Source organism: Candidatus Aquicultor sp., from assembly GCA_036504445.1.
In the GTDB taxonomy this organism is placed as follows: domain Bacteria; phylum Actinomycetota; class Aquicultoria; order Aquicultorales; family Aquicultoraceae; genus DASXVE01.
Genome location: DASXVE010000025.1, coordinates 193438 through 219835, shown reverse-complemented (window position 1 = coordinate 219835; position 26398 = coordinate 193438). Strand labels below are relative to the sequence as shown.

At 50.9% G+C, this 26398-nt stretch carries 20 protein-coding genes; 18 read left to right on the top strand and 2 right to left on the bottom strand.

Annotation, left to right across the window (positions count from 1 at the left end):
- Window position 1 precedes the first annotated feature (1 nt).
- The 10 genes from ccsA (VGK02_08510) (at window position 2) to hemL (ending at window position 10527) form a co-directional block, all read left to right on the top strand.
- Window positions 2-685, top strand: coding sequence for a cytochrome c biogenesis protein CcsA (gene ccsA / locus VGK02_08510; GenBank protein HEY3375087.1), 684 nt, complete (start codon window positions 2-4; stop codon window positions 683-685).
- Window positions 686-689: 4 nt separating this feature from the next.
- On the top strand, window positions 690-839 hold the full coding sequence (locus VGK02_08505; GenBank protein HEY3375086.1) for a CcmD family protein: 150 nt from the start codon (window positions 690-692) through the stop codon (window positions 837-839).
- 44 nt (window positions 840-883) lie between these two features.
- Window positions 884-1768 carry a cytochrome c biogenesis protein CcsA gene (gene ccsA, locus VGK02_08500; GenBank protein ID HEY3375085.1) on the top strand — a complete coding sequence of 295 codons (885 nt, stop codon included), beginning with the start codon at window positions 884-886 and terminating at the stop codon, window positions 1766-1768.
- Window positions 1769-1771: 3 nt separating this feature from the next.
- Entirely contained in the window at window positions 1772-2395 is a 624-nt protein-coding gene (locus tag VGK02_08495) for a bifunctional precorrin-2 dehydrogenase/sirohydrochlorin ferrochelatase (GenBank protein HEY3375084.1), read from the top strand.
- On the top strand, window positions 2386-3717 hold the full coding sequence (gene hemA, locus VGK02_08490; protein ID HEY3375083.1) for a glutamyl-tRNA reductase: 1332 nt from the start codon (window positions 2386-2388) through the stop codon (window positions 3715-3717). The genes VGK02_08495 and hemA overlap by 10 nt, the downstream gene beginning before the upstream one ends.
- Window positions 3718-4683, top strand: a complete 966-nt coding sequence (gene hemC / locus VGK02_08485; protein HEY3375082.1) for a hydroxymethylbilane synthase — start codon at window positions 3718-3720, stop codon at window positions 4681-4683.
- A 146-nt stretch (window positions 4684-4829) separates the two neighbouring features.
- The gene (gene cobA, locus VGK02_08480) at window positions 4830-6362 is read left to right on the top strand and encodes a uroporphyrinogen-III C-methyltransferase (protein ID HEY3375081.1); all 1533 of its coding nucleotides are present in this window, start codon (window positions 4830-4832) and stop codon (window positions 6360-6362) included.
- A gap of 98 nt (window positions 6363-6460) precedes the next feature.
- Complete coding sequence (gene hemB / locus VGK02_08475; GenBank protein ID HEY3375080.1) at window positions 6461-7435, top strand: porphobilinogen synthase; 975 nt, start codon at window positions 6461-6463, stop codon at window positions 7433-7435.
- Between the two features lie 121 nt (window positions 7436-7556).
- On the top strand, window positions 7557-8738 hold the full coding sequence (gene ahbD, locus VGK02_08470) for a heme b synthase (GenBank protein HEY3375079.1): 1182 nt from the start codon (window positions 7557-7559) through the stop codon (window positions 8736-8738).
- A gap of 505 nt (window positions 8739-9243) precedes the next feature.
- Complete coding sequence (gene hemL, locus VGK02_08465) at window positions 9244-10527, top strand: glutamate-1-semialdehyde 2,1-aminomutase (GenBank protein ID HEY3375078.1); 1284 nt, start codon at window positions 9244-9246, stop codon at window positions 10525-10527.
- A gap of 147 nt (window positions 10528-10674) precedes the next feature.
- Here the strand turns inward: hemL and VGK02_08460 are convergent, their stop codons facing one another.
- Window positions 10675-11469 carry a glucose-6-phosphate isomerase family protein gene (locus VGK02_08460; protein ID HEY3375077.1) on the bottom strand — a complete coding sequence of 265 codons (795 nt, stop codon included), beginning with the start codon at window positions 11467-11469 and terminating at the stop codon, window positions 10675-10677.
- A 333-nt stretch (window positions 11470-11802) separates the two neighbouring features.
- Here VGK02_08460 and galU point away from each other — a divergent pair, with 333 nt between their 5' ends.
- Complete coding sequence (gene galU, locus VGK02_08455; GenBank protein HEY3375076.1) at window positions 11803-12690, top strand: UTP--glucose-1-phosphate uridylyltransferase GalU; 888 nt, start codon at window positions 11803-11805, stop codon at window positions 12688-12690.
- A gap of 154 nt (window positions 12691-12844) precedes the next feature.
- Window positions 12845-13321, top strand: a complete 477-nt coding sequence (locus VGK02_08450; GenBank protein HEY3375075.1) for a transposase — start codon at window positions 12845-12847, stop codon at window positions 13319-13321.
- A 48-nt stretch (window positions 13322-13369) separates the two neighbouring features.
- Here VGK02_08450 and VGK02_08445 read toward each other — a convergent pair whose 3' ends face one another.
- Window positions 13370-13624, bottom strand: a complete 255-nt coding sequence (locus tag VGK02_08445; GenBank protein HEY3375074.1) for a hypothetical protein — start codon at window positions 13622-13624, stop codon at window positions 13370-13372.
- A 260-nt stretch (window positions 13625-13884) separates the two neighbouring features.
- Between VGK02_08445 and VGK02_08440 the strand changes: the two genes are divergently transcribed.
- From VGK02_08440 to VGK02_08415, 6 genes are all read left to right on the top strand, one after another.
- On the top strand, window positions 13885-14814 hold the full coding sequence (locus VGK02_08440) for an NAD-dependent epimerase/dehydratase family protein (protein ID HEY3375073.1): 930 nt from the start codon (window positions 13885-13887) through the stop codon (window positions 14812-14814).
- A 3-nt stretch (window positions 14815-14817) separates the two neighbouring features.
- A complete protein-coding gene (gene wecB, locus VGK02_08435; protein HEY3375072.1) occupies window positions 14818-15957 on the top strand; it encodes a UDP-N-acetylglucosamine 2-epimerase (non-hydrolyzing) in 1140 nt (379 codons plus the stop codon).
- Entirely contained in the window at window positions 15929-16666 is a 738-nt protein-coding gene (locus VGK02_08430) for a glycosyltransferase (protein ID HEY3375071.1), read from the top strand. Before wecB ends, VGK02_08430 begins: the two co-directional genes overlap by 29 nt.
- Before the next feature lie 21 nt (window positions 16667-16687).
- Window positions 16688-17089, top strand: a complete 402-nt coding sequence (locus tag VGK02_08425) for an EamA family transporter (GenBank protein ID HEY3375070.1) — start codon at window positions 16688-16690, stop codon at window positions 17087-17089.
- A 392-nt stretch (window positions 17090-17481) separates the two neighbouring features.
- On the top strand, window positions 17482-18075 hold the full coding sequence (locus VGK02_08420) for a tetratricopeptide repeat protein (protein HEY3375069.1): 594 nt from the start codon (window positions 17482-17484) through the stop codon (window positions 18073-18075).
- Between the two features lie 41 nt (window positions 18076-18116).
- Entirely contained in the window at window positions 18117-26192 is an 8076-nt protein-coding gene (locus VGK02_08415) for an Ig-like domain-containing protein (protein HEY3375068.1), read from the top strand.
- Window positions 26193-26398 lie beyond the last annotated feature (206 nt).

Genomic DNA, 26398 nt, shown 5'->3' with positions numbered 1-26398 from the left:
CATGAAAAAAGCTACGTATTCTCTAATATTTGCCGGCGGCGCATTGCTGATGATCGGTTTTGCGATCGCCTTCCTGGTTGCTCCGATTGCGGTGAGTGAATCAGGCAAAGAGCTCTTTAACCAAAAAATCTTCTACTACCATGCGCCGGTTGCGGAAACATCGCTTTTGGCTTTTCTGCTCGGCGCAGTTTTCGGGGCGCTCTTTCTTATCAAGAAAGAGCGGAAGTATGATTTTCTAAGCCTCGCAGCGGTTGAACTCGGTTTTGTTTTCGGAATGCTTGTAGAGTTTACCGGCGTTATGTGGGATAAAGCAGCCTGGGGTGTTTGGTGGCAGTGGGAGCCGAGGCTCACCACGTATCTTATCCTCATGCTTGTGTATGCCGCCTACTTTGTCCTTCGCTCGGCGGTTAGCGAGGATAGCACAAAAGCTCGCTTTGGGGCAGTCTATGCGATTCTTGCAGCGGTTACCGTGCCGTTGACGTTTCTATCGATCCGGTTGATTCCTTCAATTCATCCCATCGTTATCGATACGGGCGGCGCCCACATGGAAGGGCCGATGCTTGCGGCGTTTCTTATATCGATGTTTGGCATGACCACGTTCTTTGTCGCACTTCTTCTTATGCGTTACCAAGCCCAGCTTACCGCGGAAGAAGTCGATTATTTGAAAAACGAGCTTGGAGGTTAAATAGATGAAAGAAGATGTACCATACGTCGTTGCGGTGTATATGGGAATCTGGGTGGTTCTTTTAGGCTACGTAGTTGTGGTTAACAACAAACTCTCGGGCCTGAAAAAAGAGCTCAGCGCATTAAGTAAGTTTATCGAGAAGAAGAACAAGTAAGTTTAACTTAGAAGTTATTCTGTCGTTTCATAGGAGCGAATAAGTTGGAACAGCTCACTATTATTTTATTTTGGCTGGCCTTGGTATGCGGAGTATTAAGTAGCCTGGGGTACAGCGCCTATTATGCCGCAAAGGCGGATCGCTGGATACATAATTTCCTCGGATTCGGCGGTGCGACCTTAGCGTTTATACTGCTTCTGGCAGTTATTTTTACGCGCGCGCTTGCGCTTGGAGTCACAAACACCGCAGGTCCGTTTACCGTAAGCATCATCATCTCAGCATTTATTATCGGAATCTTCTTATTAATCGAAGCGATCTATGCCGGACGCAGCCGCAAAGTAAAAGCGCTCGGCATGTTTATGTTGCCAATGGCGGTTGTCATCCAGTACGCGGCGTGGCATACATATAAGTTGACGAGGCCGCTGACCGAGCAGTTGCGCAGCGTTTGGGTCGGCATTCATGTCACTTTCGCCGTGCTCGCATACGCGTCGATGACCGTTGCTCTGGCACTTGCGCTTATCTACTGGCTGCAAGAGCGCCAGCTTCGCAACATGCATAAAAAGAAGCCCGGCAAGATATTTCGCAAGCTCCCGTCGCTGGAGGTGGCGGATGATATCGGCAGCAAAACGATCGCGTTTAGCTTTACGTTTTTAACTCTTGTTCTTGCGACCGGCGCCATTCGCGCCGAAATGCTCCCGCAATGGGCGGCGTGGTACCAAGACCCGAAGATACTGATGGCGGCCGCCACGTGGGTAGTATATGGTTCGTATTTGTTGGTAAGGACAACGCTTGGTTGGCAAGGTAAGCGCGCCAATATCTTTGCAATTCTCGGATTTGTAGTTGCGATCGCGACGTATCTTATAGGTAACTCAAGTTTTGTGCAGCAGATACTGCCGACGGTTCATAGTTATGGCGGGGGTTTAGGGTAGGTAATGGCGTATTACCCGATGTTTGTGGATATCGCAGGGGCTACCTGCGTTCTTATCGGCGGCGGCGACGTTGCCGAGCGAAAGATACAGTCGCTGGTAGAATGCGACGCCGATGTGGTGGTTATCAGCCCAGAGGTCACTGCGGGTATTGAAGAGCTCGCGGGCCAAGGGCGCGTGACGATACAGAAGCGCGGCTATACGGCGGGCGATCTTAAAAGCGCCGCGCTGGCGATTGTAGCAACGAATGATGGTGAGCTTAATAGACGTGTTCACCAGGAAGCGATTGAGAATAACATACCGGTCAACCTAGTAGACGCACCAGAGCTTTGCACCTTCATCGTACCATCAACGGTTCGCCGTGGAGATCTCGTTATCGGCATCTCGACGAGCGGCAGTTGTCCAATCCTAGCACAGAATCTTCGAAAAGAACTGCAGCAAATATTTGGCGAAGAATATGCGACGTATTGCAACGTCCTTCGCGAATTCCGTGCGGAAGTGACCGAAAGGTACGATACATCGGATGAACGAAGACGCGCTTTAGAAAGATTGATCGAGTCCGACTGTTTGGGCTTAATCAAAGAAGGTAAGATCCGAGAGGCAGAGGAAAGAGTAAGGTCATGCATATAATAGTTGCCGGTCTAAGTCACAAGACCGCTCCCGTAGAGATCAGGGAAACGGTTACTTTTCCCGAACAGATTTTATCGGATTCTCTTCACGTGTTGACAGGATACCCGAGCGTATGCGAAGCGGTTATCCTCTCAACATGTAACCGTATGGAAATCTATGTGGTTGCGACCGACCCAGAGAAGGGTAAAGACAACATCACTCAGTTTATCAGCGATTATCACACGCTCGATCGCGATACCTTGCAGAAGTACCTGTACTTCCATGAAGGCACGAGCGCGATTCGTCACCTCTTCAGGGTTTCATCGAGCCTCGACTCAATGGTTCTCGGCGAGGCGCAAATCCAGGGTCAGGTAAAAAAGGCCTACGATATGGCGTTTGAGTGTCAGGGAACGGCAGCGGTTTTAAACCGCCTGTTCCGCCACGCGCTTCTTGCCGGTAAACGAGTGCGCAGCGAAACGGAAATCGGTGAAAGCGCGGTTTCGATTAGCTACGCGGCGGTTGAACTCGCCAAGAAAGTATTCGAGACGCTCGACGGGCGCACCGCTATGCTTATCGGTGCCGGTGAGATGATTGAGCTTACCGCCACGCATCTGGTCAGCAACGGCGTTAAACACGTCATCGTGACCAATCGAACTTTCGAGCGCGCCGAGGCGCTTGCCGAGCAGTATAAAGGAACGGCAGTCAAGTTCAGCGATTTCTTCGACCACATGGTTCACGCCGATATCGTTATCAGCTCGACGGGCGCACCGCACCATATCGTTACCAAAGATCACATCTCGAAGGTGATGCAAAAGCGCAAGCATAAACCGATCTTCTTTATCGATATTGCGGTACCGCGGGATATCGATCCGGCGGTCGCAAAGATATACAATGTTTTTGCCTACGATATTGATGACCTCGACAACGTCGTCCAGACCAATTTGGAAGAGCGCAAAAAAGCGGCCGAAATTGCCGAGGATATCGTAGAGTCGGAAGTCGGTAACTTTAGCGCATGGCTTGCAACGCTTGAAGTAGCCCCACTCATCTCGACGCTCAGGCGCGAGGCTGAGGAAATTAGGCAAAAAGAGCTCGAGAAATACCTGCGCAAGCTGCCAAATATTACTGAAGCTGAACTCAATACGCTCAATGCGTTAACGAGCGCTATAATAAATAAGATATTGCACAAACCGATCGTGAAGGCAAAAGAGAGCGCAAACCGGAAAGACGGCTACTTGCATGTAGAGTCGCTGCGGTATCTCTTCGATATCCAGGATGAAGAAGCGGAAAGCGAAGCGAGCGCACCGGGCCTGATCGAGCTTCATTCCAAACCGATAGGTGATTAAATGACAAAAAAGAAGTTTATTTTGGGTACCCGGGGGAGCAAGCTCGCCCTCTGGCAGTCAAACCATGTAGCCGCAATTCTTAAGGAAAAAGCGGGCGTTGAAATCGAGCTCAACATTATCAAGACGCAAGGGGATAAGATTCTTGATGTGGCACTGGCAAAGATCGGCGACAAAGGCCTCTTTGTAAAAGAGATCGAAACCGCGCTTCTTACAGGCGAGGCCGATTTTGCGGTTCACAGCAGCAAGGACGTTCCCACCGAAATTCCCGCCGGCTTAACGCTTGGCGCTTTTTTAAAACGAGTCGATCCACGTGACGTACTAATCTCGAGGATCGGCAAAGGTCTTCTAGAGTTGCCCGCAGGTTCGGTGATCGGCACGAGCAGCTTGCGCCGTATCGCCCAGGTTCTTAACGTAAGGCCCGACCTACAGGTTAAAGATGTGCGCGGTAATTTAGATACGCGTTTAAATAAGATGGCAGAGGGCCAGTTCGACGCGATTATCCTCGCGGCGGCGGGCCTCGATCGCATGGGCTGGAACGAAAACATAACCGAGCGCATATCATCCGACATTATGCTCTCGGCCGTAGGCCAAGGTGCAATCGCGGTCGAGACACGGGAAAACGATCCAGATGTCGCCGAGCTTATGCAGTATCTGGAAGATGCGGAGACACGCTTTAGCGTTACCGGCGAGCGGGCGCTGCTGCGCGAGCTGGAAGGTGGCTGCCAGATTCCGATCGGTGCATTGGGCATAGTTAAAGATGGCGTGCTCGCCCTCGACGGTATGGTGGCCGGCCTCGACGGCTCCAAGCTGATCCGCGACAGCATTGCCGGTGACCCGGCGGATGCAAACGAGCTCGGTATAGCGTTGGCCGATAAATTGCGCGAGATGGGCGCAGATGAGATTTTGGCAGAGGTGCGCGCCGGCGAACCGTGTGTGCCCGCTCCGGAGCATCCGAACGGCCAGTAGTAATAGTGAAGTAGTATGTATGAAGTATTAAAGCAGCAGTGTGAAATATGCAGTATTGTGTATGTAATACGTTAATAATAATATAGTGTCGCACGATGTGCGGCACATACCTATAGTTGGTATGTAATTGTTGATAGGTGAATTGAGTGCCAGGTAAAGTCTATCTCGTCGGGGCGGGCCCCGGCGACCCAAAACTTATAACCGTTAAAGGGCTTGAATGCATTGCCTGGGCCGATTGTATTATCTACGATCGTCTGGCAACAAACCTGCTCTTCAAGCATGCAAAAGCCGATGCAGAGTTCATTTACGTCGGTAAACATGACGGCAAGCATATCCTTAAACAAGATGATATCAACCGGTTACTGGTCGAAAAGGCAAACGACGGGAAAACCGTTGTGCGTCTTAAAGGCGGCGACCCGCTCATCTTCGGCCGGGGCGGCGAAGAAGCGGTTGCCCTGGTTGATGCCGGTATCGAATTCGAATTTGTACCCGGCGTGTCGGCGGGAAACGCAGTTCCGGCATACGCCGGTATACCCGTAACGCAGCGAGGCATCACTTCGACGGTAGCGTTTGTGACCGGTCATGAAGACCCGGCCAAGCCGACGACCGATATCGATTGGCAGAGCTTAGCCGGTATCGGCACCGTCATTTTCTATATGGGTATGCGGAATTTAAGCAAAATAGTCGAGCAGCTCATGAGGCACGGTCGCCCAAGCGATACCCCGGTCGCCGTGATACGCTGGGGCACGACACCGCAACAGAAAACAGTGATCGGCACACTCGCGACGATTGCGGACGCGGTAGAAGAAGCCAAGATCAAGGCGCCGTCGATAATTATCGTCGGTGAGGTGGTAGGCTTGCGCGAGAAGCTAAGCTGGTTCGAGAAAAAGCCGCTGTTCGGCAAGAGGGTGCTCATTACCAGAGCGAAGAGCCAGGCGAAAACGTTGTCCGATCTGATTTACGAACTCGGCGGCCAGCCAATCGAAGTGCCGACGATTAAAATCGTCGACCCGGATAGTTTCGCCAACATAGATCGAGCTATCGAGCGACTCGATGGGGGTAACGGTTACGATTGGGTTATCTTTACCAGCGTAAATGGGGTAAAATGCTTTATAAAGCGCATGGCCGCGCTAAAGAAAGACATCAGGATTCTTTCCGGCGCACGTGTTGCGGTTATCGGCCCGGCGACGGCAAAAGCAGTTAAAAAACTGCTCATCAATATCGATATAACACCGGCGGAGTTTGTCGCCGAGGGGCTGCTTGCCGAATTTGAGAAAACCGGTATAGCCGGCGCGCGCATTCTCATCCCACGGGCGCTCGTGGCACGTGATATACTGCCCGGCACGCTTCGCGAAATGGGGGCACATGTCGATGTCGCCGAGGTATACCAGACGGTCCTCGACGAAGCGGCCGGCGAGAGAATACGGCAGATGCTTGCGGAGAAGAGCGTCGACATCGCAACCTTTACCAGCTCGTCGACAGTGACTAATTTTGTAGAGCTGGTGGGGCCAAAAACATCCGAGCTAATGCACGGCGTTACGGTCGCGGCAATCGGCCCGGTTACGGCCGAAACGATTGGAAAATCGGGTTTATCCGTCGATATTATGGCGAGCGAATATACTATTCCGGGCTTAGTTGATGCAATTGTTCGGTATTATGCCATCACGGCAGAGGCTTGAAGAAGGGCATCGGCGGCCTGATATAGCAAAAACGCGTGGGCACGTATCGTGCCTGCGCTGCAGGAATAGATTAACTTTAAAGTAAAGGATCTGATAGCATGTATTTCCCAACGTACAGGCCGCGCAGGTTGCGCAAGAATGAAAACTTCAGGCGGATGGTACGCGAGACAACCTTAAGCGTAGATGATTTCATCTATCCACTTTTTGTGGCGCCCGGCGAGGGTTACAAGAAGGAGATTTCATCGATGCCCGGTGTGTACCAGATGTCGATCGACAACATTGTCGAAGAGGCTAAAGAGGTACGAGATCTCGGCATCCCCGCGATTATACTCTTCGGCATTCCGTTCCATAAAGACGAGGCTGCCAGTGAAGCCTACGACGAGGACGGCATCGTTCAACGCGCCATTCGCGCCATCAAGAAGGAAGTAAAAGACCTGCTCGTCGTAACCGACGTGTGCTTATGCGAGTTTACAAGCCACGGCCACTGCGGTGTCGTTCGCGACGGTGAGGTGCTCAACGATATAACGCTCGAGCTTCTCGCCAAATCAGCGCTTTCGCATGCCGAAGCCGGCGCCGACATGGTTGCACCAAGCGATATGATGGACGGGCGCGTTGCGGCTATTCGCTCGACTCTCGATGAAAACCGTTTTGAAGATATTCCGATTATGGCGTACTCAGCCAAGCAATCATCCGCATTTTACGGCCCGTTTAGGGAGGCAGCGGAATCGACGCCGCAGTTTGGAGACCGCAAGAGTTACCAAATGGACGCGGCGAACAAACTCGAAGCGCTGCGAGAAACCGCTCTCGATATCGAGGAAGGCGCCGATATCGTCATGGTTAAGCCGGGCATAAGCTGCCTCGACTTGCTTGCAGCTATAAAGCAGGAGTTCGGTTATCCGACTGCCGTGTATAACGTCAGCGGTGAGTATTCGATGGTAAAAGCCGCTGCGGAAAAAGACTGGATCGACGAGAAGAGCGTTGTGCTTGAGGTCCTAACCGGCTTTAAGCGCGCCGGCGCCGATATTATTCTCACGTATCACGCAAAAGATGCCGCCCGCTGGCTAAGCGAGTAAGAATATGGCGGGCGTTTCGCAATAGAAACGAAATAATGCCGGCAAGATGGGCAAGCTGGTAATTTTTGGTATATAATAGGCGCAAGCTGGTTTTTTTGATAGGCAAGCCAAGGGGGTTTTTGTGAGCGGTCACGATACGGCAAAGGCCGAAATAAAAGATTTAACGGGTGCGGTTCCACCACCCAGAATGATAGCCTGGGAGATTACGCGAAGCTGTAACCTGGCCTGTGTGCACTGTCGTGCGTCGGCGCTCCACGGCTCCTATGAAGGCGAACTCTCAACCGATGACGCCAAAGCGCTTCTCGATAATATTAAGTCGTTCAGTAATCCGATTATTATTTTGACCGGTGGCGAGCCGCTTGCACGTCCCGACTTTTATGAGATTGCCAAGTACGGCTCGGAGATCGGCCTGCGCATGGTGCTGGGCACCAACGCAACGCTCATGACCCCCGAAATCGCAGCAAAAGTGAAAGAAGTCGGTATTCCCCGGATGAGCGTCTCGATCGATTTCCCGACCGCCGAGCTTCATGATAAGTTCCGCGGTGTAACCGGCGCGTTTGACGATGCTGTTCGCGGCATCAAGATCGCCCGGGAAGCCGGTATCGAGGTACAGATAAACTCGACGATTACCAAGCTCAACGTTGATTTCCTCGACGATCTTCTAACGTTTTCGAAAGAGATCGGCGCGGTTGCGTTCCATCCGTTCTTGCTCGTGCCGACCGGCAGGGGCAAAGAGCTCGAGGAACAGGAACTTCCACCTGAAGAATACGAGCGCGCGCTCAACTGGGTCTATGATATGCAAAAGATTGAAAAAGATATCTTCTTCAAGCCGACCGATGCCCCGCATTACTTTAGAATCATGCTCCAGCGCGCCAAGCAAGACGGCGAGAAGGCATCGACGATGATGGCGGGCCACCCCCATGCGGCGCGCGGCCTCGAGACTATGACCAGAGGCTGCCTCGGCGGCATCGGGTTCTGCTTTATCAGCCATGTCGGCCGGGTACAAACGTGCGGCTACCTTGATGTTGAGGCCGGAAATGTTAAGGATAAGACTTTCCGTGAGGTCTGGGAAGATTCCAAACTCTTCAATGACTTGCGCAACTATGATAACCTCGGCGGTAAATGCGGCGTATGCGAGTATAAGCGTATATGCGGCGGTTGCCGAGCCCGGGCTTATGAGGCGACAGGGGATTACCTTGCCGAAGAGCCATATTGCGTATACATACCAAAAGCGGTTGCGACAACCACGTCGGCCGACGCAGGTTGCAGCTGCGGAGGCGATTGTGGATCTGGCGGTTGCTAAGGCATACGGCATAGCATTAAGTTTTCATTTACAATCGTTCTGTTAATAATAACGCTTGTTCACTATGTTAGCATTTATGCAATAATCCCAAGCAAACTCTGCTTGGGATTATTCTAAAGATAGGCTTAATAGTCCCGGCCAACTAAACGAACAGGCCAGGCCTACCAAGATAATAATATGATAATACGGCAGTGCTACGATAGTACACTTATTGTAAAGTAATAATTAACAATAGTTACCTTAAAGTGAACGGTATTCTGTAACGGTTGTAAACGTATAATGAACAAGCACTTATAGACGGTGTAAAAACGGTGTAAAAGACAAGTGTAACCGAAAAGTGAACAACAGAAAAAGAACGATGTAAACGATTAGTGAACAATGGCCTGGGAAGAGATAGGGCAAGCTTGAGCATGCAGAGCAAACCATTGTAAACTAATAGTGAACAGATATTGTGAACAGGATATTACAACATTACGAAAATGCATTTTATTTGGTGGAGGTAGGTATGGATACATCGAAATCCCGGCAACTTTTTGATGAGGCTCAGAAATATATTCCAGGGGGCGTAAACAGCCCGGTACGGGCATTTAAATCGGTAGGGCTGACCCCGCTTTTTATTGAACGCGCAAAAGGCTCAAAGGTCTATGATGTCGATGGGAACGAGTACATTGATTATGTGGCGTCCTGGGGCCCGATGATACTAGGCCACGCCGATGATCGCATAAACGATGCGGTTAGGGATCAGCTGGAGAAGGGCACCAGCTACGGCGCGCCGACAGAACTCGAAGTAGAGATGGCAAAAGCCGTAGTTGCGGCGGTGCCGTCGGTTGAAAAGGTGCGAATGGTTTCCTCGGGGACAGAAGCGGTCATGAGCGCAATCCGTTTGGCCCGTGGCTTTACCGGCAGGTCGAAATTTATTAAATTCGAAGGTTGCTATCACGGGCACTCCGATAGTTTGCTCGTGCAAGCCGGTTCCGGTGTAGTGACACTTGGTTTGCCCGATTGCCCCGGCGTTACCGAGGGTGCGGCGCAAGATACGATAAACCTTCCATACAACGACCTTGAAGCGGTTGAGAAAAAAATCCGCGAGCAACATGAGGAAATCGCGGCGGTGATCGTCGAGCCGGTGGCAGGCAACATGGGCGTTGTCCCGCCAAAAGACGGTTTCCTAGAGGGATTACGCAGGATTACCAAAGAATACGGCGTCGTTCTCATCTTCGACGAGGTTATTACCGGTTTTCGCGTTGCCTACGGCGGCGCGCAAGCGTATTACAACGTCACCCCGGACCTCACCACGATGGGCAAGATCATCGGCGGCGGTTTTCCGGTCGGCGCGTTTGGCGGCCGGGCGGATATCATGGATTATCTTGCGCCGGTTGGGCCGGTATACCAGGCCGGAACGCTTTCCGGCAACCCCATAGCGATGACCGCAGGTATAACACTTCTTAGCATCTTAAGCGATCCGAAGGTGTACGAAGAACTCGACTGCAAAGGCACGGTGTTTGCCGATGGTCTGAAACAAGCGGCGCAAGAGGCCGGTGTAGCGGCGCAGTTTACCCGGGTAGGGTCACTTTCGTGCATGTATTTTACCGATGTTCCGGTTATCGACTATGCGAGCGCGAAAACGGCGGATACGGCAAAATACGCCGCATATTTTAAATCGATGCTCGCGCAGGGGATTAGCCTGGCGCCATCGCAGTTTGAGGCAGCGTTCGTCTCATTGGCACATACCGATAATGACATCGAACGCACAATTGATGCGGCGGGAAAGGCTCTCAAGGGCCTATAAAACGAAAATAAGCGATAGGTTACATGTTGCACCGCACGCTGCTCTTCGATAAGAAAACGGCGCTAGAAATGTACCGGTAGGTAAAATTGCTAAACGAAATAAAAAAGGAGAAGCATTGCTTCTCCTTTTTGGTTCTTGCGCTAGGCCTTACCCAAGCAGATTACCGGTCATCTGAAGCACCTTATCGAACGTGTCCATGTAGGGCTCCGGGTCGACCAGGTATCTAAAATCATCCGGGTTGGTTGTAATCGACGCGTAGAGCGGTACGGCTTCGGTCAGGCCGAATGACGGTACTTCGTTCGCTTTAGCCCACTTCGGGGCGGTGTCGATCTGGTAATTCGGATTTTGTTCCCAGTCGAAATTTGCAAGCTCGTAATATGCTGCGCCGTGCAGTTCCTCAAACGGTTTATAGATCGATTTAAATCCGTCTGCGGTTACGTTGCTCATAACGAGCGGCTCGTCCTCAGGGTTAATCGTAATGTGACCGTATCCCGGCGGGATAACGACCTTTTGGCCCGGAAGGGCTTCGACAACGAAGAAGTCGAGCACTTTGTTGCCGTCAACTTTCTGGCAGACATAGTGCGCGCGTCCGCTTAGAACCTCGTATACTTCAGGGTAGGTGATGCTTTCGTTGGGAACGATCGGGTGGTAGTGCCCAACGGTTTTCATGAGTTCACGGCCGATAATACCGGGCTGAATAATCGTAATATCATAGCGATAGTTATACCGGCGAAACATCACCTTATCCTTATCCCGACCGATATCGCGGTACATAAAGTACGCATCTTCCGGCCCTACTAAAGGCGAATTTGGGGCGAGCACATCCTTAAAGTCTTGTAAGTGGCGGACATCCGGCACTACGACGGGTAAGCCGTCCTCAAATACCAAATGTGCATCATCAAGCCCTAACGGCAGACCAGAGATGGGTTCGAGCTTTACCAATGTCAACTCCTCCGTTTCATTGCGCGTAAACAAAATCACATTACATTCTTCCAATAAACGAGAACTTTAATCGTTGCCGTAGACAGCAACTGATGAATATATCTTATACTTGAAAGGGGGTCCAATTTCCTTCTTATTCCCAAGTTTTCGCTTGTTGGCACGCGGGCAAATATCAGTGTGCACATGCTGCGGATGACTTTTCAACTACGACTTTGAAGTTACACGCACGTCTGTGGTACGCTAGTCATACAGCAGCGTTGGGTGCGGCTGCTACGCACAACGTAACGGTATTAACTTATTTGCGGCACAGGAAAAAGAAAGGACTTCGGAGACGTGACTGACAACAAACTTCGGGTAACAAAAGCGGTAATACCTGCAGCGGGACTGGGTACGAGATTTTTGCCGATCACTAAATCACAACCTAAGGAAATGGTTCCGGTTGTGGATAAACCGACCGTACAATACGTCGTCGAGGAAGCGGTAGCGTCCGGCATCGATGATGTGCTTATTATAACGGGTCGCGGCAAGCGTGCAATCGAAGACCATTTTGACCGCTCGTTTGAGCTCGAGGCCGTACTCAAGAAGAAAAACGATCAGCTCACCGTTGCCGAGCTTGAAAACATTGCCAAGCTTGCCGATATCCACTATATCCGCCAGAAAGACGCCGCCGGTCTAGGCCACGCCGTCCTCTGTGCGGAAAAGCATGTTGGGAACAACCCCTTTGCCGTGCTTCTTGGTGATATTATCACCTTAAACCATAAGCCTTGTACCCGTGACCTCATTAAAGCGTACAACAGACTCGGCGCATCGATTATTGCGGTTGAGCGCGTTCCGATGTCTGAGGTACAACGGTATGGTGTTATCGCCGTGGATCAGGTGGGTGATAAACTCTATAAAATCACCGATCTCGTTGAAAAGCCCGCGCCTAAAGATGCGCCGTCCGACCTGGCGATCCTTGGCCGCTATATTCTGACGCCCGGAATTTTCGATGCGCTGTCGAAAACGGCCCCGGGTCTCGGTGGCGAGATACAGCTCACCGACGGTTTAAGGCGCTTGCTTAAGAAAGAGGAAATCTACGCATTCGAGGTAACCAGTCCGCGGTACGATATCGGCAATATAACCTCATGGATAAAAGCGACGATTGAAATCGCGCTCATGAGTGATGAATACGGACCGGAGCTCAGAGCTTACCTTAAAGAACTGGTAAAAAAGGGTATTTAACGATATCCCGGCTTCCTTAAACCAACGCAGCAACCAGCATGACTTACGGTGCAACCTTAAACATTACCTCAATAGTATCGTATATAAATAAAATATAAACTAGTTTTGTATAAGGTATTGCTAGAACAGTACGATTACATTATTGTAATATTTCATGGACAGCAGGCGGGTTACCAGCAATCGTTATAGTACGTTACTTGGCAATATTCACCCTATGCCGATCGCGTATCACATAATGCTTCCAACGCACCAGCGCACAAAGTTTTTTGGCGCAGAGAGCAACTGCAATGATCTTGCCTATCTTTTGTTTGAAACATCCGCGCTTCACGGGTTTAGCCTCTTTGCGTTCTGCATTATGCCCGATCACGTGCATATCTTATGCCAACCGGGTGATATTATGGTCAACCACTTTATCAATCTGATACGCATGCGCTATGAGTACCTGATGGCGCGAGGTGGCAACAACAGCCCTATCTGGCAGCCTGATTTTTTAGAGCGACCGCTTATAGATACCGAGGTCGTGCCGACCGCCGTCTTCATCTTTGAAAATCCGAAGCGAGCGGGGATCATAGAAGATGCGTACGCGTATCCGTTTTCCTATATTTACGGTGGAAAGAAGTATCGCCCGTAGGCGGTTTACTGCAGAGAAAGCGGTATGCGGTAGAAATGATCTGCGAATTTACTTGATAGGAACTTTACTAGGGAGGGTTGAACGTAGAAGCCCGCCGCCGTACTGGCCCAGGAAGAACGCGAGCACGGTGAAGGGCAGCGCCGTCCAGCTGAACCCGAAGGTTACCCTTAGTAGGACGATTACCGGCACCGGAAGATGAACGGCTAGGAACCAGCCCCTTGAGAATTTCTCTTGGCCGGCTCTCCAGTAGCCGAATGGGAGGTTTAACATAAAGATAACCGCAAGCAATGCGGCAATAAGCATCGTGAACCTCGCTTTTCACAGGTTTGCAGATCTCAGATATGAAACCTCGAAACCTTATATCCAGCCTGCATATCAAAAACTTAACTTAACTATATCCAAAAAAAGGTAACTCAACAAGAGTACGATGCTGTTATGTACGCGAACTTGCATGGTAAGATATACTGAAAACAGAATCCGATCTCGCGAACCGATTTAGAGCGTAGCCTGTTAGGGTACGTATGCGAAAGACAAATTGTACACGAAGCGAAAGGCGGTTTTTAGTGCGAATTATAGTGACTGGTGGCGCCGGCTTTATCGGCTCAAATATAGTTGATGCATACATCGAGGCCGGCCACGATGTCGCCGTCATCGATAACCTCTCAAGCGGCAAAGAAGAAAACGTGAACCCGAAGGCGCGTCTCTACAAACTTGATGTCCGTTCATCTGAAGTCGAGCTGGTCATCGCAAAAGAAAAGCCCGACGTTCTTAACCACCATGCAGCGCAGATCGACGTAAGAAGATCGGTCGACGATCCTGTTTACGATGCCAATATCAACGTACTCGGCATGATCAACCTGCTGCAGAGCTGCATCAAGCACAATGTTAAAAAGGTGCTCTTCGCGTCATCGGGCGGCGCGATCTACGGTGAGCCGGAAATCTTGCCGGCCGATGAGACGACAAAACTTAATCCGCTGGCTCCGTATGGCGCGTCAAAAGTTGCAGGCGAGTATTATTTAAGCTGCTATCACGAACTTCATGGGCTTGGCTACACCGCGCTTCGTTACGGCAATATCTATGGACCCCGGCAAGACCCCCACGGTGAAGCCGGCGTTATCGCGATTTTCTGCCAGGCTATGCTTGACGGGCGCGACGTAAAGATTTTCGGTACCGGGGAACAGCTGCGCGACTACGTGTACGTGGGCGATGTGGTCCGGGCGAATGTGCTAGCCCTGGAAACAGGCGACAATATCGCGGTCAATATCGGCACCGCTGCAGGCACATCGGTTAACGAGCTCTTCTCCAGATTGAAGAACATTATCGGCTACGATCGCGATGCCGTGTATTGCCCGGCGCGTCAGGGCGAACTCGACCGGACGTACCTTGCCAATACACTTGCGAAACAAGCGCTCGGGTGGGAGCCGCAGGTTGATATCGAACAAGGCCTTACCCTTACCGCAGAATTTTTCAAGAATATTTTGAAAGTTGGTTAGCACGTGATTAAGGTTTTAACAGTTTTTGGCACGCGCCCGGAAGCGATCAAGATGGCGCCTGTTGTAAAGGAGCTAGGGCGCCGGGCCGATACGTTTAAATCCGTGGTTGCGGTGACCGCCCAGCACCGCGAAATGCTCGACCAGGTGCTCGACCTCTTTAATATCACGCCCGATTATGATCTCGATATTATGCGGGCGGGCCAGGATCTCTTCGATATCACAAGCCGGGCGCTGCTCGGTTTAAAACCGGTTATTGAAAGCGAGCAACCCGATATTCTGCTGGTGCAAGGGGATACGACAACCACGTTTGTTGCCGCGCTCGCCGCGTTTTACAACAAGGTCAAAGTGGGCCACATAGAAGCCGGCCTTCGCAGTTTTGACAAGTACCATCCGTTTCCAGAAGAGATTAACCGGTCGCTTACTACCGTGATTGCAGATTACCATTTTGCCCCGACAGAGCAATCGGCGCAAAACCTTATAGCTTGCAATATTCCTAAAGAGAACATTTATATCACCGGCAATACCGTAATCGATGCGCTCCTACAGACGGTACGTCCCGATTACGAATTCACGCAACCCGAACTGAAAGAGATAGATTTTGATAACCGGCGCGTGATCCTGGTGACGTCGCATCGGCGCGAGAACTGGGGTGAGCCGCTCAAGCAGATTTGCACGGCAATCCGAGATATCGTCGAGCGAAATGCGGATGTCGAAGTAGCCTTTGCGGTCCATCTTAACCCGCTCGTCCAGCAGACCGCCCGTGAAGTGCTCGGGGAAGTCGAGCGCGTGCATTTGATAAAGCCGCTCGACTACGAGCCGTTCGTGCAGCTGATAAGTAAATCATACCTCATTCTGACCGATTCGGGCGGCATTCAAGAAGAGGCACCATCGCTCGGTAAACCGGTTCTAGTGCTGAGAGAAGTCACAGAACGGCCTGAGGGCGTTGAGGCGGGCACCGTGCGGGTTGTGGGTCGGGATAGAGCTGATATTGTTAACGAAGCTCAGATTCTCTTAAACGACAAAGAGGAATATAATAGGATGGCGCGGTCCGTAAACCCGTACGGAGACGGACACGCAAGCGAGCGCATCGCTACAATTCTTGAGGGGGCTCCACGTGCTTTACATTGTAATCCCAGCCTATAACGAAGAGGGAAATCTCGCTGTTCTTGTCGAGGGGATTGCCAAGATGGCGAGCGACAACAACATCACCTACAAGGCAATTATCGTAGATGACGGTTCAACCGATAAAACCCCCGATATCATCAAAGACCTGTCCGCTCAATATGTTATTGTACCGCTGGCCAACCATCCCAACGCCGGGCTTGGTAGAACCATGGCAAAAGGGTTGCGCAAAGCGGCCGAATTGAGTGAAAACGGCGGCATCATTATCACGCTCGATGGCGATGCAACGCACGATCCAGCATACATGCCCTCCATGATGGATAAGATTGCCCAAGGAAACGACGTGGTAATCGCTTCGCGCTTTGCTCCCGGTGGCGTCGAGCGCGGCCTCTCCTCGTTTAGAAAGGTCTTAAGCCGCGGCTCGGGAACACTACTTACTATCTTTTTCCCGACCAAGGGGCTTCGTGACTACACATGCGGCTACCGGGCTTTTAGCGCCGAGATTATTAAACGTGGGTTTAGCAGGTACGGTGATGCCTTTATCGAAGAAACCGGGTTCTCGGTTACCCCGGAAATCCTTTTGAAGCTTCGTGCCCTCGGTGCTACAATCGATGAGGTTGGGTTTGTGCTCAAGTATGATCAGAAGGTCGGAAAGAGTAAGATAAAAATATCAAAGACGATTGCGCAGTATTTGAAGATGATCACCCGCTTTAAGCTGCAGGGATTGTAACAAGGAAGAGAGCTTACACCTATGGGTAGCCTGGCAATGATTGAAGGGAACAGAATGAAGTCAATTCTTTTAATTCTATTTAGCATATCGCTGGCCGTTGGTGGTCAATACCTTTTGAAGGTAGGAATGAATCAGGTTGGCCGCATAGGCGGCGGCAACTTCATATACTACAAAGATATGATGTTTAAAACTTTCCTACACCCGTATGTGCTTATCGGCTTGGCATTATACGTAATATCGTCAATTGCCTGGCTCGTGGTGCTTTCGCGCGTGAATTTAAGCTTCGCGTATCCATTTGCAAGCCTCGGCTATATCGCCGTACTCCTCATTTCTTGGCAATTCTTGGACGAGCCCGTTAATACGCTCCGCATAATCGGTGCAATGCTTATCGGCATCGGCATTATTTTCATTTCACGAAGTTAGTACGGCCCACGCGCATTGTACTACGCTAGTACTGCTGAGTTCTTCTAGAGCCTGGTAAAACCGCTACTTTTAACGGTTGCTAAACCCCTAAGGTTGTTACTTTTTTGTTGACTCTAAGTGCAATAGTTGATATTCTTACAATTAAGCGGTAAATGATATATTTAACCATCACACACTGCTAGAAAACGAAAACCAAAAATTTAATCACCGCAGCACTAATTAGACCCTAGACATGGCAATACTCGGACTGACCCAGAATGCGAAGAACCCTAGCTTTTATCTGGTCGCTTTTATACCCGTCGAGGTATAAAAGCTAGGGGAAGCAAGTAGCGAAACCAGCCATGTTCGGGTCGTTTTTTGTTGTAGGTAACAAGAAAAAGGGGAGAAATCGCTTGGAGTTAAAGGCAGAGAACAAGATGTTAGGATTCGTTATGAACTACAAGAAACCGCTTCTTGCAATATGTGCTGCCGTAATTCTTGTAATCGCGGTCGTGGTCGGCTTACAAATGAGAGACCAGAAAATCAAAGAGGACCAGAAGCAAGCGTACACATCTGGTTCTCAAGCGTATTCCAAGGGAAAATTTGATCAGGCAATCAAAAACCTCGAGCAAGCAAAACAACTTAACCCACAAGACCCGAAAGCGCATGTCGCGCTCGCGCAAAGCTATGAAGCAAAGGGACAACTTGATAAAGCAGCAGAGGAGTACAAGGCCTCAATAGCACTTAATTCAAACCAGCCGGAAGCCATCTACAACCTCGCCATAATTTACAGGTCGCAAGGCAATATGCAGGCGGCGATCGATGAGCTTAACAAAGCCGTTAAACTCAACGCCAATTTTGTACAAGCTCGCATTGCGCTAGGCGATACGTATGCACAAACCGGGGTGTTCAACAAAGCAAAGGAGCAGTACCAGACGGTGATCAAAATGAAACCGTTCGGTGTTGATCTTGCGGGGATTAAAGCGAAGTTGGGTTCGCTTAAATAGGATACAACACGACTAACCTAGGGGAAATTTAAGGGGCTACCATGGTGACAAACAAAGGGATATCGAGAGTTAGGGGCGCAACATATAGTAGTCAACACAAAAGATCGAGGGGAAAGAAGTGGCGTATCGGAGCAAGGTTGCCGATCGCATTTCTCATTTTATTAATAAGCGCCGTACTTATGATGCCGGCGGTCGCATCCGCCGAATCATGGCATGGCGGCGGTCTGTCAGACTACATCATCCGTGTCATCAGCGTCTCACCGTATTACGGTAGGGACTTCACTGTTTTCGCCGGTACGACCGGCAACGGTGTCTTTAAGTCAACTGATGGTGGCAGGACGTGGGCTGCATTCAGCACCGGCCTCACCAATCTGGATATACGCGCAACCGCAGTTTCCCCTAATTTTGGTAGCGACCAGACTGTTTTCGCGGCAACAGCCGGCGGCGTATTTAGGACCACCAACGGTGGCTCAACCTGGATACCGATCAACAACGGTTTAACCAATCTCGATGTCAAATCGATAGCCACCTCCCCGAATTACCCTTCCGATAAATCAGTCTTCGCCGGCACAAGCGGCGGCGTTTTTAGATCAAGCGACGGCGGCGCATCGTGGACGCAGTTAAACAGCGGCCTGTCGAATCTCGATGTGCGAAATGTCGTATTATCACCGCACTTCACCAGCGACCAGACGGTGTTTGCCGGCACCTACGGCGGCGGTGTTTTCAAATCGACCGACGGCGGCTCGACATGGTCGAGCACAAATATTGGCATTACGAACCTAAATGTTACCGATATCGCCATCTCGCCGAGTTATCCGACAGATGGCGTTTTGTATGTCGGCACTTACGGCGGCGGTATGTTTAAGTCCGCTACCAGCGGTAATACCTGGATTCCCGTCAACGGCGGTATCCTTGAAGCCGACAAGTACATCCTAACAATTGCCATATCGCCGGATTATCCGATTGATTTTACGGCATACGGTGGCACAAACGGCGGCGTGTACTATACGAAAAACGGCGGTGCGAGTTGGAAGTCGGCAAATGACGGGCTCTTAAACAAGTTCGTTATGTCTCTCGATCCAACGCCGTGTTACTGCCTTGATAAAACCGTATACGCGGGTTCACAGGGCGGCGGTGTCTACAGCTGCGTCTTCAAAGCTCCGCCGATTACGACCCTTGCAACCAACCCGGTAACGGCGGATGGAGAGAACGGTTGGTTTAAAACCAACCCAACGATTAGCTTTGGTACGGATAAGCCCGGCACGACATATTACCAGTGGGATTCGACTTCAACGGCCGGTTGGACGACGTACTCCAGCTCCTTCACGGCACCGGAAGGCCATCACACGCTCTACTACTTCTCACAGGATACTTACAACGATAAAGAACCAGTCAAGACCCAGGTCTTTAATGTAGATAAGACAAAAGCGACCAATCCGACTGTAACGAGCCCGAGTCACACGGTCGGCGGATGGTCGAACGATATCACGGTCGATGTTAATTTCTCCGGTGCTTCCGACAGCGGAAGCGGTGTGGCCGGCTACTCGATTCAGTGGAGCCAATCACCGACAACGGTACCGGATGCGGCTGTTGATCTAGCAGCTGGCGTAACCAGTGCAACAAGCCCGGCGCTCAATCCGGACGGTGCCTGGTACTTCCATATAAGCACGAAAGATGCCGCGGGCAACTGGTCGCTACCCGCCCATGTTGGCCCGTTTAATATCGATACGAGCGTCTCAAACGTCGATATTTCGGCGGTACCGGCTTCCGCCGATGGCGCTAACGGCTGGTATAAGACAGCACCGGCAATTACGCTTACAAAGAGCGAGACCGGCACCGCATACTACCAGTGGGACTCAACATCTACGGGCGGCTGGCAGACATACTCAACAAGCTTTACGCCGGCACAAGGTGTACACACGGTCTACTACTACATGAAAGACCAAGCTAATAACTCAAGCCTGGTACGCTCACGAGTATTTATGCTCGATTCAGTGATGCCGACGGCGTTTACCTTAAGCGCGCCGGCCAATAACGCCAGCATGAGCAACGTGTTGCCGATAACCTTTACCTGGACCGCGAGCTCGGACACGAACCTCGCAAAATATGAGTTCTACCTTGACGGGTACAAGATCCAAGACAACATCGCCACATCGACAACAGCATATACCGTAGATACACCGCCCTCCATGGGTGCGCATACCTGGTATGTAAATGCAGTTGATGCGGCTGGTAACACGAGAAGCTCAGGCACCTATACGGTAAATGTTATCGACGGTGTAGCGCCGACCACGGCCCTGAGATCCGATCCATCGGTTGTCGATGGCATCAACGGTTGGTTTAAGACAAAGCCGGTAATTTCGTTCAACATATTAAACGATGATCCGATTACTTCGACCACTTACTACCAGTGGAATTCAACATCAAGCGGTGGTTGGCAGGTCTGTGCCAACGGTGCCAGCTTTCCGGCACTCGAGGGACAGAATACGCTCTACTACTACTCGCAAGATGCAACCGGCAACAAAGAGACAGTAAAGAGCCAGAGCTTCAAAGTTGACACGATGGGGCCGGCTGATTTCACACTTATATCACCGGTAAACAATGCCACGGTTGATAACATGACGCCCCCGACCTTCACCTGGAATCAGAGCATAGACAGCGCGTCAGGGTTTGCTAAATACCAGCTCTTTCTTGATGGGCTACTCAACAGGGATTCGATTTTCGGCACGACATATACGCTGCAAAAAGCACTAACCGTCGGTACGCATACCTGGTGTATCACGGCCGTAGATGAATGCGGTAACGTAACCACGTCAACGACCTACTCAATCAATGTCAACGATGTCATACCACCATCTACCGCGCTATCGGCCATTCCTGCAAATGCACCATATAGCGGGTGGTATAACCCATCTCCATCGATAACATTGTCATCGGATGAGATGGGTACAACCTGGTACCAATGGGATTCAACCTCAACCGCCGGCTGGCAGTCGTATTCAAGCAGCATAACGGCTCCTGAAGGACAACATACCCTCTATTATTACTCGCAAGATGCGGCAAGCAATAAAGAGACGGTACGCAGTCAAGCGTATAAAGTCGACACAACAGCACCTACGGTGCCTACTTTGAGCTCTCCGGCAAATAATGGCTCAACCGATAACGCGAGCCTGCCGACCTTCACCTGGGCGGCAAGCACAGATGCGGGTTCAGGTGTGGCTAAATACCAGCTTTATGTTGACGGGTCGCTGAAAGCCGACAGTATCTCGGCATCAACAACGTCATACAAGGTGTCGGCAGTACTTGCTGCAGGCTCTCATACGTGGTATGTAAAAGCGGTAGATACCTGCGGTAACGCAGCGTCCGCAACCTCATTTACACTCAACGTTGCGGATGTTGTTCCGCCAAGTACAACTCCGTCAGCTAATCGGAGTCCGGTTAACGGCTGGTTTAACATCGCGCCGTCAATCACGCTGGCGGCTAGCGAGCCTGGTAGCACGAAGTACCAATGGGATTCAACCTCAACCGTCGGCTGGCAGACGTATTCAAGCGCCATAACGGCTTCTGAAGGACAACATACGCTCTATTACTACTCAACAGATGCGAGCAGCAATGCTGAAACAGTGAAGAGCCAAGTATATAAAGTGGACACTACGGGCCCGGCGGCATTCGCCATCGGGAGTCCGACTAACGGTAGTTCAACCGATAACGCGAGCCTGCCGACCTTCACCTGGGCGGCAAGCACAGATGCGGGTTCAGGTGTGGCTAAATACCAGCTTTATGTTGATGGGTCGCTGAAAGCCGACAGTATCTCGGCGGCCGCAACATCGTACAGGGTAGCGACCCCGCTTGCTGCGGGCACACGCACCTGGTATGTGAAAGCGGTTGATTTGGCAGGTAATTCGACGCAATCGACGACGACATCCACACTTAATGTGAACGATGTAGTTCCGCCGGTCACGGCCCTTTCATCGAACCCATATAACAACGGTACAAGCTGGATAAATGCTGTACCGTCCATTACACTAAATCGGGACGAGCAGGGCACTACATACTATCAGTGGGATACGACGGCGACTGCATGGACGACATACAGCGCACCATTTACTGCGCAGGAAGGCATTCGTACGCTCTACTACTTCTCCGAAGACAAAGGTGGAAACCGGGAAGCGGTAAAGAGCACTACATTCAAAGTCGACGCAACAGCGCCGACTGCATTTAGCGTAACCGCTCCGGCAAATGGTAGCTCAACCGATAACACGAGCCTGCCGACCTTCACCTGGACGGCGAGTTCAGATGCCGGTTCAGGATTAACTAAATACCAGCTCTATCTCGATGGGTCATTGTATCGAGATGGCTTACCGATCGCATCAACATCATTTACGGTAGCGACCCCGCTTGCTGCGGGCACACACACCTGGTATGTGAAAGCGGTTGATATCGCAGGCAATGCCGCACAATCATCAACATTTACGCTCATCGTAGCCGATATCGTGCCGCCGGTAACGGCCTTGTCGACCAATCCATCGTATGCGAATGGTTATAACAGCTGGTTTACAACGGTCCCATCGGTTACATTAACACGAAACGAACCGGGTACGACCTATGTTCAGTGGGATTCAACTTCGGCAGGCGGTTGGCAGACGTATACCAGTGCGATGACGGCGCCTCAAGGTATCCACACGCTCTACTATTACTCAGTGGATACAGCAACTAACAATGAAACATTAAAGAGTAAGCAATTTAAGGTTGACTCGAATCCAAGTGAGCCGACGGCATTCAACGCGACTTCGCCGATTAACGGCCAAACGGTTAATAACGATACACCGCAAACATTTACGTGGGGCGCAAGCTCTGATAGCGGCAGTGGTAATGTAACATATACCTTATATGTGGATGGCACGCTTAATCGTAGCTCCATAACAGGTACTACCATAACGCTGTATCAATCGCTCTCGCCCGGCAACCATACCTGGTACGTTAAAGCGATAGATGAAGCCGGCAATGCGGCGCAGACGCAGACACTCAGTCTTACAGTAAAAGACGTCGTACCGCCATCGACCACGATGATAACAAATCCATCGTATGCGGATGGCTCAAACGGGTGGTTTGCGCATATGCCTTCAATAACCTTTACGGCAAACGAACTTGCGACGACGTATTACCAATGGGATGGTATGACCGGTGCATGGACTACCTACGCGGGTGCGATAACCGGCTTAGAAGGTCAGCATACGCTCTACTATTACTCGAAAGATACGGCCGGTAATAATGAGACTGTCAAGAATAAACCGTTTAATGTTGACGTAACAGTGCCGACGGCGTTCGATATAAGCACACCGTCAAACAATACCACGGAGACAAACGCTGCACCGCAAACGTTTACGTGGACACCGAGCTCCGATGCGCAGCTCGCAAAATACCAGCTCTACGTCGATAATGTGCTTAACAGGGATGGAATATCCGCGTCATCGACATCGGTTACGCTGTATCAATCGCTCACACCGGGCACGCATACCTGGTATATGAAAGCACTCGATGTCGCCGGTAATACAATACAGTCATCATCGATATTTACGGTTAACATCAAGGATGTTGTACCGCCGACTACGAGCTTCACAACAAACCCATCGTATGCGAACGGTTCTAGCGGTTGGTATAAATCAATACCTTCGGTAACGTTCACGGCAAACGAGCAGGCAGCGACGTATTACCAGTGGGATGTTGCGACCGGAGCATGGACCGCATACACGGGCGCGATAACCGCTCCGTCCGGCAATCACACGCTCTACTATTACTCAGTGGATACGGCCGGAAATAAGGAGACCAACAAGACCACGATATTTAGAACGGATACGGATGCGCCGGCAGCGTTTGATATCACCAGCCCGGCTAATAACGCAACCGCAAATAATGATAAAGCCCAGACGTTTAAATGGGCGGCTAGCTTGGATACAAATTCAGGGATCGCGCGCTATCGGCTCTACATTGATGGGGCAATAGCCCAGGATTACATCTCGGCATCGTCGACTTCCTACACGCAGGCATCAGCGCTCTCACCAGGCACACACACCTGGTACGTTGTAGCGGTCGACAATGCGGGCAATACCCGAAACTCGACATCGACGAACACCATAACCATTAACGATGTCATGCCGCCAACAACAGCCGTTTCGATGAACCCGGCAGCACCGGACGGCAACGCCGGATGGTATAAGTATCGTGAGCCGTCGATCCTGCTCACGAGGAGCGAGCCGGGTACGACATACTACCAATGGGATGGCACGACCGGTGCGTGGACAACATACTCTACATCGCTAACCGGTGCGGTTATCCCGCAGGATGGCCAACATACACTCTACTATTACTCAGTTGATGCTAACACTAATACTGAGGCGGTTAAGAGCATAACGGTTAAAGTTGATACAACCGTACCGACATCGGCCATAACGACGCCTACCGATCAAACTCGAATCAATACGAGTTCGTGCACGATAACAGGCACGGCTAACGACAATGCAAGCGGATCCGGTCTCGCACGAGTTGAGGTCGCTATTAACAACGGTGCATGGCGAGTGGCTACCGGTATCACCTCATGGAGCTATCCATGGTCGATTCCGCAAGACGGCACATATACGATCAAGTCACGGGCATTCGATATTGCAGGCAACGAGAGTGCTGCAACACCAGCAATTAGCGTTACCGTCGATACGGCGCCACCGTCGGTAAGCTCGGTGGCGCCGGCAGAGAACGCAACGGGTATCGACCCGACAACAGTCATCACGGCGATGTTTAGTGAGAGCGTCGACCCGGCAACGATCGACAACACATCATTTACGTTGCAGGACGGCTCGAATGCTCCGATCGCAGGCGCGGTTACGTACGATGCGGTATCGCGCACGGCTACCTTTAGACCGATGAACAAACTAGATTATTCAATGGCTTACACCGCGACCGTCACAACGGCGGTAAAAGATATGACCGGTACCAACATGGTGGCAAGCAAGACCTGGAGCTTTACGGTCAAGCCGCAGCCGGCGATTACTGCACCGGTAACGACGCTTAACTGTAACCCGGCGGTACCGGATGGTAGCGATGGCTGGTTCAAGACTTCGCCGAGCGTGACGTTTACAGCCGATAAGCTGAATACGACAACATATTATCAGTGGGGCAGCACGAGCGGCATATGGAATGTATACGATTCAGGGTCACCATTGACCGTTCCAGACGGCACATACACGCTGTATTACTACTCGGTGGATGCGCAAAGCAATACCGAGACGGCAAGAAACAGAACGTTTAAGGTGGATGCGCACGCACCGGATGCTCCGGGCAATGTAACGGTAATACCGCTATCGTATAACAGCATACAGGTAAGCTGGAATGCGGCCAACGATGCGGTCGGCGTGACCAAGTATGAAGTCTATAACGCGACGACAGGCGCGACCTATTATACGTCGGACACGAACTTCACGATAAACAGTCTGACGCAAGATACGACATATACCTGCAGTGTTGCTGCTTACGATGCGGCGGGCAATAAATCGGCTCGAAGCGTACAGGTATCGGCGAAAACATACATAGACACCAGTGGTTTCAATACGATTACCGATGGCGAAATTATTAGCTTAGGTAACGGGATTACCGTAAAGTTTACCCATATTACAAAGCCGGGTAAAACGTTTGCCTCAGTTATAACGCCAACTTTATGGGAACGCTGGAGAGCAGGTCCGCTATCTAACTTTAGCGTCTTAGGATACGCAATCGATATCCATACGACGGCGAGTTACACCGGCGATATCTATGTTACCTATACCTATAATCCAAAACGCCTTAAAGGCCCAGAAAAGAACCTCAGGCTCAAACACTGGGACGGCACGCAGTGGGTTGATATAACGGCTCCAGGCGGTCTCGACATGGTAAATCATAAGATCACGGGTATTACCCAGTCGCTCTCGCCGACCGATATGGAACTAGCTCCTATGGGAGTAGGAGGGCTGGGTATTGGCACCATAGCATATGGCGCCAATACCAATATCCTGCTCGGTTTCTCGCTCACGCTTATGCTAATGGGTGGATGGCTTGCGCTACGGAGGCGTTCATGCTCAACTATTTAGCGTGCGCATAGGCTCTAACGGAACACAAAAGCGCTCCACAAAAGTGGAGCGCTTTTTATTATGCAAAACGCTAGTAGCGGCGCTAGTAATGGGTAACCCTCGTAAAGTAACCGCTATCAGCACTGGTATCCTTAGAATAACGGCTATCATACTAAACGCTACTTTAACAATCACGTATTATACCAGCATACGAGCATTGCTTTAAA